At 70.1% G+C, this 13,535-nt stretch carries 16 protein-coding genes; 9 read left to right on the forward strand and 7 right to left on the reverse strand.

Annotated elements, in window-relative coordinates; translation table 11 throughout:
• Positions 1 to 9: 9 nt before the first annotated feature.
• From FHT38_RS18655 to FHT38_RS25440, 5 genes are all read right to left on the reverse strand, one after another.
• On the reverse strand, positions 10 to 312 hold the full coding sequence (locus FHT38_RS18655; protein ID WP_147241078.1) for an acyl carrier protein: 303 nt from the start codon (positions 310 to 312) through the stop codon (positions 10 to 12).
• 30 nt (positions 313 to 342) lie between these two features.
• On the reverse strand, positions 343 to 609 hold the full coding sequence (locus FHT38_RS18660; protein WP_147241077.1) for a phosphopantetheine-binding protein: 267 nt from the start codon (positions 607 to 609) through the stop codon (positions 343 to 345).
• The gene (locus FHT38_RS18665) at positions 539 to 1,405 is read right to left on the reverse strand and encodes a 1-acyl-sn-glycerol-3-phosphate acyltransferase (protein WP_183492852.1); all 867 of its coding nucleotides are present in this window, start codon (positions 1,403 to 1,405) and stop codon (positions 539 to 541) included. The genes FHT38_RS18660 and FHT38_RS18665 overlap by 71 nt, the downstream gene beginning before the upstream one ends.
• A complete protein-coding gene (locus FHT38_RS18670; protein ID WP_183492853.1) occupies positions 1,398 to 2,129 on the reverse strand; it encodes a beta-ketoacyl synthase chain length factor in 732 nt (243 codons plus the stop codon). The genes FHT38_RS18665 and FHT38_RS18670 overlap by 8 nt, the downstream gene beginning before the upstream one ends.
• Positions 2,130 to 2,272: 143 nt before the next feature.
• A complete protein-coding gene (locus FHT38_RS25440; RefSeq protein WP_255488852.1) occupies positions 2,273 to 3,727 on the reverse strand; it encodes a polysaccharide lyase family 1 protein in 1,455 nt (484 codons plus the stop codon).
• A 503-nt stretch (positions 3,728 to 4,230) separates the two neighbouring features.
• On the opposite strand from FHT38_RS25440, the gene FHT38_RS18680 reads away from it, so the two are divergent.
• From FHT38_RS18680 to miaB, 3 genes are all read left to right on the forward strand, one after another.
• Complete coding sequence (locus FHT38_RS18680) at positions 4,231 to 5,037, forward strand: hypothetical protein (protein ID WP_255488853.1); 807 nt, start codon at positions 4,231 to 4,233, stop codon at positions 5,035 to 5,037.
• Positions 5,038 to 5,137: 100 nt separating this feature from the next.
• Positions 5,138 to 5,623, forward strand: a complete 486-nt coding sequence (locus FHT38_RS18685) for a hypothetical protein (protein WP_183492854.1) — start codon at positions 5,138 to 5,140, stop codon at positions 5,621 to 5,623.
• Between the two features lie 57 nt (positions 5,624 to 5,680).
• Positions 5,681 to 7,048 carry a tRNA (N6-isopentenyl adenosine(37)-C2)-methylthiotransferase MiaB gene (miaB, locus tag FHT38_RS18690; RefSeq protein WP_183492855.1) on the forward strand — a complete coding sequence of 456 codons (1,368 nt, stop codon included), beginning with the start codon at positions 5,681 to 5,683 and terminating at the stop codon, positions 7,046 to 7,048.
• Here miaB and FHT38_RS18695 read toward each other — a convergent pair.
• Entirely contained in the window at positions 7,036 to 7,308 is a 273-nt protein-coding gene (locus FHT38_RS18695) for a hypothetical protein (protein WP_091727104.1), read from the reverse strand. The two genes, miaB and FHT38_RS18695, sit on opposite strands and share 13 nt — an antisense overlap.
• A gap of 130 nt (positions 7,309 to 7,438) precedes the next feature.
• On the opposite strand from FHT38_RS18695, the gene hemA reads away from it, so the two are divergent.
• From hemA to FHT38_RS18725, 6 genes are all read left to right on the forward strand, one after another.
• A complete protein-coding gene (gene hemA / locus FHT38_RS18700; RefSeq protein WP_183492856.1) occupies positions 7,439 to 8,767 on the forward strand; it encodes a glutamyl-tRNA reductase in 1,329 nt (442 codons plus the stop codon).
• Positions 8,768 to 8,896: 129 nt separating this feature from the next.
• A complete protein-coding gene (gene prfA, locus FHT38_RS18705) occupies positions 8,897 to 9,988 on the forward strand; it encodes a peptide chain release factor 1 (RefSeq protein ID WP_091727112.1) in 1,092 nt (363 codons plus the stop codon).
• The gene (gene prmC / locus FHT38_RS18710) at positions 9,985 to 10,866 is read left to right on the forward strand and encodes a peptide chain release factor N(5)-glutamine methyltransferase (RefSeq protein ID WP_183492857.1); all 882 of its coding nucleotides are present in this window, start codon (positions 9,985 to 9,987) and stop codon (positions 10,864 to 10,866) included. Before prfA ends, prmC begins: the two co-directional genes overlap by 4 nt.
• 212 nt (positions 10,867 to 11,078) lie before the next feature.
• Entirely contained in the window at positions 11,079 to 11,696 is a 618-nt protein-coding gene (locus FHT38_RS18715) for a hypothetical protein (protein WP_147240009.1), read from the forward strand.
• A gap of 149 nt (positions 11,697 to 11,845) precedes the next feature.
• Positions 11,846 to 12,160: a Grx4 family monothiol glutaredoxin gene (gene grxD, locus FHT38_RS18720; protein WP_091727119.1), complete on the forward strand. Its 315-nt coding sequence runs from the start codon at positions 11,846 to 11,848 to the stop codon at positions 12,158 to 12,160.
• Positions 12,160 to 12,753, forward strand: coding sequence for a UbiX family flavin prenyltransferase (locus FHT38_RS18725; protein ID WP_183492858.1), 594 nt, complete (start codon positions 12,160 to 12,162; stop codon positions 12,751 to 12,753). The genes grxD and FHT38_RS18725 overlap by 1 nt, the downstream gene beginning before the upstream one ends.
• A gap of 89 nt (positions 12,754 to 12,842) precedes the next feature.
• On the opposite strand, the gene FHT38_RS18730 is transcribed toward FHT38_RS18725, so the two are convergent.
• Entirely contained in the window at positions 12,843 to 13,484 is a 642-nt protein-coding gene (locus tag FHT38_RS18730) for a lytic transglycosylase domain-containing protein (RefSeq protein WP_310737401.1), read from the reverse strand.
• Positions 13,485 to 13,535: the final 51 nt, after the last annotated feature.

The raw sequence follows: 13,535 nt of genomic DNA on the forward strand, positions 1-13,535 counted from the left end.
GGAACCCAATCAGGAGTTCGTGGGGGCGACGGCGCCCTCGAACCCGGTTTTCGCGTGGGTGCCGGACTCGGCCTGCAGCAGGCCCTGCAGCGCGTTGATCACATCCTGCAGCGTGCGCACCGTCTTGAAGGCCTCGGGCTGCAGGCGCTTGCCCACCAGCGGCTTGAGCCGGACGATGAGGTCGACGGCGTCGATGCTGTCGATGTCGAGGTCCTCATACAGGCGCGCCTGGGGCGTGATGCGCTCGGCGTCGATGTCGAACGTCTCGATGAGGATGGTGCGCAGGCGTTCGAAGATGTCTTGGTCGGTCATGGCCGGTTCTCTCGGGGCGGCGGGGCGCGCTCAGGCGGGGAGCTTGCGGTGCGCGGCGACGAACTCGGCCAGCGCGCGGATGCTGGCGAAGTGGCGGCGGGTCTCCGCGGAGTCCGCGCTCATGCTCACGCCGTAACGCTTCTGCAGCGCCAGGCCGAGTTCGAGCGCGTCAATGGAGTCCAGGCCCAGGCCCTCGACGAACAGCGGCTGCTCCGCGTCGATGTCCTCAGGGCTGAGGTCTTCCAGTTGGAGTGCCGAGATCAGCAACTCCTTGATTTCTTGCTGCAACGCTTGCATGGCTCCCGGGGACCGTGTCGTGTCTTGTCGATGGACTGAAATACTGGATCAGGTGTTCCGTCAGATGGCGCGCCGCCAATGAGGCCTCGCCACCAGCGGCTTCCAGGAACGGGGCCGGCGACAGATCGTCGGCCACCTCGAGGCTGAAATGCAGCGGACGCTCGGCGACCTGCCACCAGGGCTGCCCCTTGAAAAGTCCCAGCGGTTCGCAGCGGATGTGAACCGGGGTGATGGCCAAGCCGCCGCGCAGAGCGATCTGCGCGGCGCCTCGTTGCATTTTCAGGGGCTGCCCGGGGCGCGTTCGCGTGCCTTCGGGAAAGATGATCAGGTTACCGCCGGCCCTGAGCTTGTCCACGCAGGCTTGCAGCAGGTCGGCGCCCGAATTGTTGCAGATGTAGCCCGTTGCCAGCACGGGACCCCTCGTACTGGGGTGGTTCGCAAGTGTTGACTTCACCACGCAAAGCGCGTCCGGCACATGGCCGATCAGGAAGACGACGTCGATCAGGGTCGGATGATTGGCCAGCACCAGCAGGCCGCGGCGCTGCAGGCGTTCGATGCCGCGCCACTCGTAGGTGATCAGTCCCAGGAAGCGCATCCACCGGACGAAAAGCCGGAACACCCACCCGATCAGCGCCCGCGCCCAGCGACCGCGGCGCTCGGCCGAACGGACCGTCAGGCGCAGCAGCGGAAAAACAACAACCCCCAGCAGGAGGCCGCCGATGCCGAAGCAGCCGAAGGCGATCGCGGTCGCCGCGATGCGCCAGAGCCGGCCAGGCCACGCCGCCAGCTCACGCATGGCGACTCCAGTGCCAGTGGCCCTGGCGGAGCTCGGAAGCCGCGCCCGCGAGGACCTGGAGGGCGGCCAGGTCCGGGGGCAGTGACGAGGAAGGGGGAGTCGCAGCCGACACCGACACTGACGCCGGGGACGGCGCAGCCTCCAGGCGGACCTCGTCACCGGCCTCGATCAGCGCGGCCCAGGCGCGCATCGGATGCGGCTCGGCCTCGAACGCCTGATAGGGCTCGGGCAGCGAGCTCTCCACGCTGACCACCAGCACCTGGGAGGCGCCGTCGGCCAGCAGGCCCAGCGCCTCGCAGACGCCGGCGGCGGCGCTGCAAGGCCCCGCGGACACGGCGGCGTAATTGGCCTGGTCGCCGCGGGCGATCGAGTACAGCGCGCTGCTGGCGTTGTGCACCGACAGGCTGAAGGCGGTCGGCGACAGCGGCTCGCCGCCGGCGAGCTGTCGCAGCAGTGACACGGAGCGGGCGATCTCGCCCCAGCGCGACGCGAAGACGACCGGCCCGGTGAGCGATTCGCCCTGGGCCCAGAAGGCGGTCTGCAAGGCCGCGCGTCCCAGCGGATCGATGCGCCGACGCGTCATGGACGGCAGCTCGGCGAGCGGCGGACTGGCGTCCCCCGCCAGTTGCGTCAGGTCAGGGCTTGCCAGCCAAGCGTGCCAGAGCGCGCGGGTCGGCAGTCCTGGGGCCCAGGCGGCCCAGTGGCGAACTCTGAAAGACGGCATCGAAGTGGAAATACAGCGGCAACGATGCCGTGGCTGGCGGAATTTGGCCGGCCGCAAGCATAGGGGATCACTTCCGCGACGGCATGAGGATCGCCACCAACGAACAACACCCCGCGAGGCAAAAGTCCCGCGGGGTGTGGTTATCAGTTGCAGCTCAGCGTCGCCAGCCCCTTCCCGGCCCCCGCCACATTGAGCAGCCGCTGCTTCACGCAGGCCGGGTCCTGCACCGTGTACGCATACGGGATGCCGACCGGGAAGTTCGCGGTCGTCGTCCAGTCGGTCGCGTCGCGCGAGGGGCTGGAGCCGCTCGCCACCCACTTGATGCCGTAGGTCGCGAAGTCCGCCGGGCTCTTCACGTTGTTGTTGCGCAGCTCCCAGTAGCCGATGGACGAGCTGTCCCGCGAGGTCACCGGGTTCTGCGCGTTCTCGAAGTAGTTGCCCTCGATCAGCGAGTAACCGCCCATCCGGATGTTGGCCCCCGAGGTGAGCACGTTCGAATACAGGTTGTTGTAGAGGTGGGTGTAGCCCGCGCGCTGCAGCGGCAGCCGCGACACCACGTTGCTGTACACGTTGTGGTGGAAGGTGATGTAGCGGTCGCTGGCATCGCTGTCGCTGGAGCCGATCAGCCCGACCTTCTGGTGGTCGTGGATGTAGTTGTACGAGTAGGTGATGTGATGCGCGCCCGCCTTGCTGTCGATCAGGCCGTCGAACTCGAGGTCACCGGCGCCGGCGCAGTCCTTCGTCGAGCTGAAGAGCGTGTTGTGGTCGATCCAGATGTTGCTCGGCACCCCGCCGCCCTGGCCCTCGATGCCGATCGCGTCGATCTTCCCGGGCAACAGGCCGATCGTCATGTTGCGGATGATGATGTTGCTGGCCGCCGCCTTGATCGCAAGCCCGAAGTTCGCGGCCGAGCCGTTGACGCCCTCGATCGTGACGTTGCTCTTGTTCTTGATCTCGACGATCGCGCCGGCCGGCTTCTGCCATTGCGCGCAGGTATCGGTGATCGTGCCGAAGTCGAAGGTCCCGGCATACCGGATCACCAGCCCGCCGCTGCCGCTGTAGGCGTTGATGGCCGCCTGCATCTGGGCCGCGGTGGTGACCGTCACCGGTGTCGCCGAGCCGCCGCCGGTCACCGTCCCGGCATAGCCACCGCTGTGGCCTGCGGGTGCGGGCGCGGGGGCCGGTGCCGGCGATGGCGCCGGGGCGGGGGAAGGCGCTGGTGAAGGCGCCGGCGCGGGCGAGGCGGCGGGGCCGACGGCGCATTTCTCGGCAATGCCCGGGTTCGGGTCGGCGCCGCCGAAGGTGGCCGAGGTGCAAGGCACCGTGCCGCTGAGCGTCTTGATGACCCACTTGTCCTTCACGCCGAAGGAGACCTGGCGCGCGGTCGTGCCGACCTTGCAGCTGCCGCCCTCGTCGGCGCACTTGGAGAAGCCGGAGGGCCAGTCCACGGCGTGCGCGGCGCCCATCGGGGCCACGGCCCCCACCACGACGGCCATGGCGGCCAGCCCCTGGCGCGGGCGCGGCGCGCGCAAAACGCCAGGCAATGGCGGCTGGGGCGCGACCAGTTCGACGGACGCGTCAGTACGGATGTTCTTCATGAATGTCTCCGAGATCGTTGGAGCGATCCGGCGCGGGCATGGCTCCGCCCTCACCGGTCACCGGTGAATCGAAAAATTGCTCGGGAAACCCAACTGCCGATTCGCCCGCCTCGCGCGCCGCAGACCAGCAGGGTCCGCTTCGGGGACGGTGACCGTGGGCAGCGGCCAGCGCCGACACGCCAGCGCGCAGGCGCGGCCATGTCGACAACGGGCGCAGACTAACGAGATCGCCGGTTTTCGGAAAGGCGTTTTACATTTACCAAGCCGGCGTTACGGATAAGCCGAAGTTCCTTTGGCGCCCTTGTCGTACGCCAATTCCTGCCGCTCTTCGCCCGTCTTACAAATTCCCGGGAAAGTCCCGGCGTTTCCGCGCAGGGATCGACAGTTGAAACCGCCGACGGCTCCTTAATATCCGCCCCCAGCGGACCCGCCCGGCCCTTCGCCGGCGCCGACCAGACGGTCCGCCAGAAGCACAACGGGGTGGTATGAAGTCGATCGGGTCGTTGGGTCACTGGGGAAGCGCCGCGCGCGAGCGGGTGGTCGCTGCCGCCTCGCTGCTGGCAATGTCCGCCGTGGCGATCACCTTGATGGTCAGCGCTCCCGCGGCGCGGGCCGAACCCACGCTCGGCGGGGCCCTCGCGGCGCCGACACCCGCCGTGGCGACGACCACCTCCGTGACGCTGGCACCGCTGTCCCCGGCCACGCCCGTCCCGGCGCCGACGGTCGCCCGGCCTTCCTCGGCGCTCGTCGTCGACTTCCGCGGCGAGCCCGCTTCGCCCGAGGCCCGCGCCATGGCACGGGCCGCCTTCGAGCGCGCCGACGCGAAGGGGCTGCCCTTCGCGGTGGTCGACAAGAAGGCCGCCAAGCTTTTCGTCTTCCTCGCCGATGGCCGCCTGGCCGGCGCCGCGCCGGCGCTGCTGGGCCTGGCCCGCGGCGATCGCGTCGCCCCGGGTGTCGGCGACATGGTCGCCACCGGCATCCCCGCGGACCTGCGCACCACGCCCGCCGGCCGCTACGACAGCCAGCCCGGCCCCAACCTCAAGGGCGAGACCGTCATCTGGGTCGACTACGACGCCGCCTTCGCCATCCATCGCCTGCGCCCCAGCCCGGCGCGCGAGCGCCGCGCCGAGCGCCTGGCCTCGCCCTCGCCGGACGACAACCGGATCTCGCTGGGCTGCGTGGTCGTCACCGGCGAGTTCTTCGACCGCGTCGTCGCGCCGGTGCTTGGCCATGGCGCCGGTGTCGTCTACGTGCTGCCCGAGCCCGCGCCGGCACCGCTGGCGCAGGGTGACGCCACCCGCCAGCTCTGACGCCCGGGCCCGAGGCCGCGCGGGCGGCGGCGCACCCCGCCGCGCTCGTACCGTTAAACTCGCGCCCTTGCGAATTTTCCGCAGCCACTGGATCTACACCATGTACCGCTGTGCCCCGCCCGCCCTGCCCCGTCGTCGCCTGCTGACGACGTCGGCCGCCAGCACCGCCGCCGCCGCCGCAACTGCCGCCGCCTTCGCGGTCCTCTCGACCGTCGCCGGCATCGGCGCGTTCACCGCGCCGTCGACCGCCCACGCGCAGATCGTCCCCGGCCACCGCTATTTCCCGCAGCGCGCGCTGCGCGGCGAACTGGTCATCGGCGTCACGCCGGACGTCAAGCTCAACGGCAAGGCCGCCCGGCTCGCGCCCGGCGCCCGCATCCGCAACGCGGTCGACCAGGTCGCCACGCCGGGCTCGCTGTACGACCAGAAGCTGACCGTCCTCTACACCACCGACATCAATGGCCTGCTCATGGACGTCTGGGTGCTGAACGAGGTCGAGCTGGCCAACAAGTCCTGGCCGACCTCCCCGCAGCAAGCCTCCCAGCTGGTCTTCGACCAGGCCAGCCAGGTCTGGCGCAAGCCCTGATCCCCTGAACGCCGGCCCGCCCCCCCGGGTCGCGTCGATGTCTCCCGGAGCTCCCCCATGAGCAAGAAAGTCTTCATCAAGACCTTCGGCTGCCAGATGAACGAGTACGACTCGGACAAGATGGCCGACGTGCTGCGCGCCGCCGAGGGCTACGAGCCCACCACCGACGTCGAGCAGGCCGACCTGGTGTTGTTCAACACCTGCTCGGTCCGCGAGAAGGCGCAGGAGAAGGTGTTCTCCGACCTGGGCCGCATCAAGCACCTGAAAGCCAAGGGCGTGATGATCGGCGTCGGCGGCTGCGTCGCCAGCCAGGAGGGCGCGGCAATCATCGAGCGCGCGCCCTATGTCGACGTCGTCTTCGGCCCGCAGACCCTGCACCGCCTGCCGCAGATGCTGGCTCAGCGCCAGGAGCAGCTCCGCCCGCAGGTGGACATTTCCTTCCCCGAGATCGAGAAGTTCGACCACCTGCCGCCGGCCCGCGTGGAGGGCGCCTCCGCCTTCGTGTCCATCATGGAAGGCTGCTCCAAGTACTGCTCGTACTGCGTGGTGCCCTACACCCGCGGCGAGGAGGTCAGCCGGCCCTTCGAGGACGTGCTGGAGGAAGTCGCCGGCCTGGCGGACCAGGGCGTCAAGGAAGTGACGCTGCTGGGGCAGAACGTCAACGCGTACCGCGGGAAGATGGGCGATTCCGACGAGATCGCCGACTTCGCGCTGCTGCTGGAGTACGTGGCCGAGATTCCCGGTATCGAGCGCATCCGCTACACGACCAGCCATCCCAACGAGTTCAGCCAGCGTCTGATCGACGCCTACGGCAAGATCCCGCAGCTGGTGAACCACGTCCACCTGCCGGTGCAGCACGGCTCGGACCGCATCCTGATGGCGATGAAGCGCGGCTACACCACGCTGCAGTTCAAGAGCATCGTGCGCAAGCTGCGCGCGGTGCGGCCGGACATCCGCGTCGCCTCGGACTTCATCGTCGGCTTCCCCGGCGAAACCGACGAGGACCACGCCAAGACCATGCAGCTGGTGCGCGACATCGGTTTCGACGCCTCGTTCAGCTTCATCTTCAGCCCGCGCCCCGGCACGCCGGCCGCCAACCTGGCGGACGACACGCCCCACGAGGTGAAGGTGCGCCGCCTGCAGGAACTGCAGGCCGAGATCGAGGCCACCGCGATCCGCTACAACGACAGCCTGGTGGGCAAGACGGTGCCGGTGCTGGTGTCGGGCCATGCCCGCAAGGACGCCACCGAGCTGATGGGCCGCACCGAGTGCAACCGCATCGTCAACTTCAAAGGCCATGAGCGGCTGATGCACCAGATCATCCCGATGCGCATCACCGAGGCCTTCGCGCACTCGCTGCGCGGCGAGGTGCCGATCACCCCGACCTGGCCGGCTGAGCGGCCCGCTCAGCCTCAGCGCTTGTAGCTGACGCCCCACTGGGCGGCGGTGACGCCCAGCAGCATCAGGCCGTAGCCGGCCATGGTGCCGTCGCGCCCGGTCAGCATCAGGGCGGCGGCGATGCCCATCGTCCCGCCCAGTCCGCCCCAGACGGCCAGCGTGCGCCAGCGCATGCCGGCGACGGTCTCCCGCCAGATCAGCTTGAGCGCCAGCGCCATCAGCGCGGCCACGCCCCAGGCGGGCAGGAACAGGTTGCCGAAATGCCAGACGGCGTCGAGTGGGTCCACGGGTCGGTTCGCTCCGGGCGAGGGGAAAAGGTGTGACGAAAGCGCCATTCTTGACGCATCCCGGGGCGATGAGCGCGCCGCCAAGGCCCGTGCGATGCACGGGTCGGGGCGGAATTTTATAATCGCCGCCATGTCCGTCTTCGCCCTCGGCCTGAACCACACGTCCGCGCCCCTCGACCTGCGCGGACGTTTCGCGTTCACGCTCGAGCAACTGGCGCCGACGCTGCTGCGCTTCCAGGACCAGATCGGCGCACCGCAGCGCCGCCGGACCACCGCGGCGGAAGCCGCCATCCTCTCCACCTGCAACCGCACCGAGCTCTACGTCGCCGGCGACGCCGACATGGTCCGCCCCGCGGTGGACTGGCTGGCGCAGGTGGGCGGCGTCGGCAGCGCGACGCTGATGGACCACGCCTATGTCGTCGAGGACGGCGCCGCGGCCCGGCACGCCTTCCGGGTCGCCAGCGGGCTGGACTCGATGGTGCTGGGCGAGCCGCAGATCCTGGGCCAGCTCAAGCAGGCCGTGCGCGAGGCCGACCAGGCCGGCACCCTCGGCACGACGCTGCACCAGCTCTTCCAGCGCAGCTTCTCGGTCGCCAAGGAAGTGCGCAGCTCCACCGAGATCGGCAGCCACTCGATCAGCATGGCCGCCGCGTCGGTCCGGCTGGCCGCCCAGTTGTTCGAGCACCTCGCCGACATCCGCGTGCTGCTGGTCGGCGCGGGCGAGATGATCGAGCTGGTCGGCACCCATTTCGCGGCCAAGGGCCCGAAGTCGATCTCGGTCGCGAACCGGACGCTGGAGCGCGGCGAGAAGCTCGCCAGCCACCTGGGCGCCGAAGCCTTCCGCCTCGCCGACCTGCCCGACCGCCTGCACGAATTCGACGCGGTGATCTCCTGCACCGCCTCCAGCCTGCCGCTGATCGGGCTGGGCGCCGTCGAGCGCGCGCTGAAGAAGCGCCGCCACAAGCCGATGTTCATGGTCGACCTGGCCGTGCCGCGCGACATCGAGCAGGAAGTCGCTCAACTGGACGACGTCTATCTCTACACCGTCGACGACCTGTCCAAGCTGGTCCAGACCGCCGGCGAGAAGCGCCAAGCCGCCGTCCAGCAGGCCGAGGCCATCATCGAGACCGGCGTGCAGAGCTTCGTCCACTGGCTGGGCCAGCGCCACACGGTGCCGCTGATCCAGGCCCTGCATCAGCAGGCCGACAGCTGGCGCCAGGCCGAACTCCAGCGCGCCCGCAAGCTGCTGGCCAGAGGCGAGGACATCGACAGCGTGCTGGACGCGCTCGCGCGCGGCCTGACGCAGAAGATGCTGCACGGCGCGATGGCCGAGCTCAACGGCAGCGACGGTGAGCAGCGCCTGCAGATGGCGCAGACCGTGTCGCGGCTGTTCCTGCGCGGCAGCGCGAAGACGCCCGGCCTGCGCGCCGACGCGCTCGGCGACGAAGCGGACTCGTAGCGGCGATCGCCGCCGGCACCGACGATGCGCCCGGTGCCCGTTCCGCCCGCGGCCACCGCCGCGCAGTGTTTCCCCCGCCGCCCGCTCCGTCCGCTCCCCCTTCGAGAGGCCGCCCCCTCCGGATTCCCCATGAAAGACGCCCTGCGCCAGCAGTTCGACCGCCTCGGCTACCGGCTGGCGGAACTCGACACCACCCTCGCCGACGGCAGCGTCGCCGCGGACATGAAGCGCTACCGCGCGCTGACGCGCGAGCAGTCGGAGGTGTCCTCGCTCGTCGAGCGCTACCGCCGCTACGTCCAGCGCGAACAGGACCTGGCCGCGGCGCGCGAGTTGCTCGACAGCGGCGACGCGGACATGGCCGAGATGGCGCGCGAGGAGATCGACGCGGCGCAGGCGGACCTCGAGCAGCTCGACCAGGAGCTGCAGCTGGCACTGATCCCCAAGGACCCCGACGACGATCGGCCCGCCTTCCTGGAGATCCGCGCCGGTACCGGTGGCGACGAATCGGCGCTCTTCGCCGGCGACCTGACCCGCATGTACACGCGCTTCGCCGAAGCCCAGGGCTGGCGCTGCGAGGTGCTGTCGGCCAATGAATCGGACCTGGGCGGCTACAAGGAAATCGTGCTGCGGCTCGATGGCGACGGCGTCTACGGGCAGCTGAAGTTCGAATCCGGCGGCCATCGCGTGCAGCGCGTGCCGGCGACCGAGTCGCAGGGCCGCATCCACACCAGCGCCTGCACGGTCGCCGTCATGGCCGAGCCCGACGAGGCGGAGGAAATCCAGCTCAATCCCGCCGACCTGCGCATCGACACCTTCCGCGCCAGCGGCGCCGGCGGGCAGCACGTCAACAAGACCGACAGCGCGATCCGCATCACCCATCTGCCCACCGGCCTGGTCGCCGAATGCCAGGACGACCGCAGCCAGCACCGCAACAAGGCCAAGGCGATGGCGGTGCTCGCCGCGCGGCTGCGCGAGAAGGACCGCAGCGAGCGCGCCGCCAAGGAGGCGGCCCAGCGCAAGAGCCTGATCGGCAGCGGCGACCGCAGCGATCGCATCCGCACCTACAACTTCCCGCAGGGACGCCTGACCGACCACCGGATCAACCTGACGCTGTACAAGCTGGGCGCGATCATGGATGGCGACCTTCGCGACATCCTCCAGGGCCTGCAGCAGGCGCAGGCGGCCGAGCAGCTTGCCGCGCTGGAAGGCGGGGCGACATGAGCATCCGTGATGGCCACGCCGACGGCGGCCCGGACGCTCGATCGGGTAGCGGCCCCGCGCTGACCGTCGTCGACGCCGAGCGGGCCGCGATCGCCGCCGGTCTGCCGCGCGCCGAGGCGCAGTACCTGCTGCAAGCGCTGCTCGGGGTCTCGCGGGCCTGGCTGATCGGCCATGACACGGACCTGCTCGACGCCGTGGCGGCGGAGCGCTTCCACCACTGGCTGGCGCGCCGCCTGGATGGCGTGCCGCTGGCGTATCTCACCGGCGAGAAGGAGTTCTTCGGCCTGACGCTGCGCGTCACGCCGGACACCCTGATCCCCCGGCCCGACACCGAGCTGCTGGTGCAGTGGGCGCTGGAGCGCCTGGAGGGGCCGCGTCCCCTGCGCGTCGTGGACCTGGGCACCGGTACCGGCGCGATCGCGCTGTCGATCAAGTCGCAGCGGCCGGACGCGGATGTCCGCATGGTCGACTTCAGCCCGGGCGCGCTGGCGGTGGCGCTGGATAACGCGCAGCGACTGGGCTTGCAGGTCGACGGTCACTTGGGAAGCTGGTTCGAGCCCCTGGCGGGTCAGCCCCCCTTCGACCTGATCGTCAGCAACCCGCCCTACGTGGCGGGGGACGACCACCACCTGGACGCCCTGAAGCACGAACCCCGCACCGCGCTCACCCCCGAAGGGGATGGCCTGGCCGACCTTCGCCACCTGATCGAGGGGGCCCCCGCGTGGCTGCGGCCCGACGGTTGGCTGCTGCTGGAGCATGGCTTCGACCAGGCCGACGCCGTCGCCGCGATGCTGCGCGGGCGCGGCTTCCTCGAGGTCGAGAGCCGCCGCGACCTTTGCGGCCAGCCCCGCGCCACCGGCGGTCGCTGGCCCGGCTGAGCGCGCGCCGCGTTCGGATCTCAACCATTTGCACCCAACTTCACACGCTGTTTCCACACTGCGGGAACCCGCGCCGGGAATCCGCAACAGTGCCTGGAAACCCCCGCAACTCGATCTGGCGCGGTAACTCGGTGGGGCGTAGCATGGTCTGACTTGGTGCCCGTTTTGAACCATTTCGAAACGGGTGTTGTCGTCAGTCTGGGAGACCTGTCATGCGCGCCGCCCCCTTGCTCTTGCGCCTTGCCGTGGTCCTGGCCGGCAGTGTCTGCATGGCCGGTGCCGCCTGGGCCCAACAAGGCCTGCAGTTGAAGCCCGACCGCCAGGCCTTCACCCATTGGCAGGCCCGCCTGCAGGTGAGCCAGAGCCAGGACGACGACGCCCTCTCCTTCGACGCCCGCCGCGGCAGCCGCCTGCTGAGCGCCAACCTGCTGGCGGACTATTACCTGACCGGTTCCGGCCTGGGCGCCGGCACGCGTGGCGGCCTGCGGGCCACCGGGGGGCTGATGCTGGGCCCGATGTCGCTGCTGCAGAGCAGTTCCGGCCTGGCGCTCGGCCGCGGCGCGGCCTTGACGCCGTCGCTGTCGGCGGGCAGCCGCAGCCTCAGCCTGCTCACCGGCCCGGATCGCGAACCCAACCTCTCGCTGTCCTATGTCGGCGTCGGCTATACCAGCTACTCGCTGCGGGGAGGTTGGGGCTTCAGCGCCGACCTGGGCGTGGTCGGTGGCGGCGCCTCGGCGCTGCGCCTGGGCAACAGCGCGCCGCAAGCCGACCTGTCGCAGGACCTGCGCTACCGGCCGGTCGTCCAGTTCGGCGTCAGCTACAGCTTCTGAGCGTCACCGCCGGCGGATCGACGGCCCTTGGGCTCCGCCGAGCGCGGGCATGTCCGCTGCCCGATAATCGCCGGATCGCGCGGCCCGCCGTGCCGTCCCGGCGCGCTCCCGCACACGTCTTCCCGCATCAGCTTTCAGAGGATTCCGCCATGAGCGACGTTCAGCAACGCATCGACGACCTGGTCAAAGGCAACCGGGTCATGCTCTTCATGAAGGGCACCGCCCAGTTCCCGATGTGCGGCTTCTCCGGCCGCGCGATCCAGATCCTGAAGGCCAGCGGCGCCAGCGAGCTGAAGACCTTCAACGTCCTCGAGGACGAGGGCGTGCGCCAGGGCATCAAGGAATACGCGAACTGGCCCACCATCCCGCAGCTCTACATCGACGGCGAGTTCGTCGGCGGCTCCGACATCATGATGGAGATGTACGAGAGCGGCGAGCTGCAGCAGCTGCTGGCCAAGGCCTGATGACGGCCGCCGCGGCTCCGCGTCCGCGCCTGATCGTCGGCATCACCGGCGCGACGGGCGCGGCCTACGGGCTGCAGCTGCTGCGCCGCGCCCGCGCGATCGGGGCGGAAACCCACCTGATCCTGAGCCCCGCCGGCGTGCTGAACGCCCACCATGAACTGGGGCTCGCGCGCGATGCGCTCGAGCGCGAGGCGGACGTCGCCTACGCGCCCGGCGACATCGGCGCCTGCGTCGCCAGCGGCAGCTTCCCGACCGCCGCGATGGTGATCGCGCCCTGCTCGATGCGCACGCTCGCCGCGGTCGCGCACGGGCTGTCGGACAACCTCATGAGCCGCGCCGCCGACGTCACGCTCAAGGAGCGCCGCCGGCTGATCCTGATGGTGCGCGAGACGCCGCTGAACCTTGCCCACCTGCGCAACATGACGGCGGTGACCGAGATGGGCGGCATCGTCTTCCCGCCGCTGCCGGCGCTTTACCTGAAGCCGACCTCGATCGAAGAGATGGTCGCGGAAACGGTCGAACGCGTGCTTGAACTGGCCCAGTTGCCGGGCGCCGCGCCGCAGGCCTGGCAGGGCTTGCGTTCCCACGCCTGAACCCGATGCGGCCGGACGTCGAGCGCGCCCGCCGGTGGTCCGACCTGAGCGCTCGCGATCACCCGTGAGCGCGCTCCCGCGCCGGGGCCTCAGCTCTGTCCCGGCATCAGCCAGGCCTTGCGCGCGCCCATCACCAGGTTCGGATACTCGGCCCGACCGCGGCTGCCGTTGTAGCGCCCCAGCGCGAGGAACAGGTTGCCCTTCTCGATGTCGAGGTAGTGGCGCAGGATCACGCAGCCGAAGCGCAGGTTGGTCTGCATGTGGAACAGCCGGGACACCTGCCCGTCACCGATCGAGCGCGTCCAGAACGGCATCACCTGCATGTAGCCGCGCGCGCCCGCCACGCTGATCGCGTACTTGCGGAAGCCGCTCTCCACCTGCACCAGGCCCAGCACCAGCGCCGGCTCCAGGCCCGCCCGCGCGCTCTCGTACCAGAGCGTCTCCAGGAACTCGATCCGCGTCTGCGCTTCGCTCTTCTTGCGCTTCATGCGCTCGCTCATCTCCCCCAGCCAGCGCAGGTAGGCCAGGCGCGGCTCGATGGCGTCGAAGCGGGGCTTGGGCGGAGCGTCCGAGGCAATCGCCGCCGACAGCGCCGAGCGCACGGCATCGGCCAGCGGCTCTTCCTGCTGGGCACCGGCGAACGCCGGTCGCGGCAGGCAGGCGGCCGCGCCCGCAAGCAGCAGCGCGCGGCGGGAACTCGGGGAGATCGTCGGGGAGCGGAAAGCGGTCACGTCAACGGAAAGAGGATCGGCGGCGATCGACATCGGAAAGGGGAGGCGCGG

The sequence above is a fragment of the Mitsuaria sp. BK041 genome, from assembly GCF_014193085.1.
Taxonomy (GTDB): domain Bacteria; phylum Pseudomonadota; class Gammaproteobacteria; order Burkholderiales; family Burkholderiaceae_C; genus Roseateles.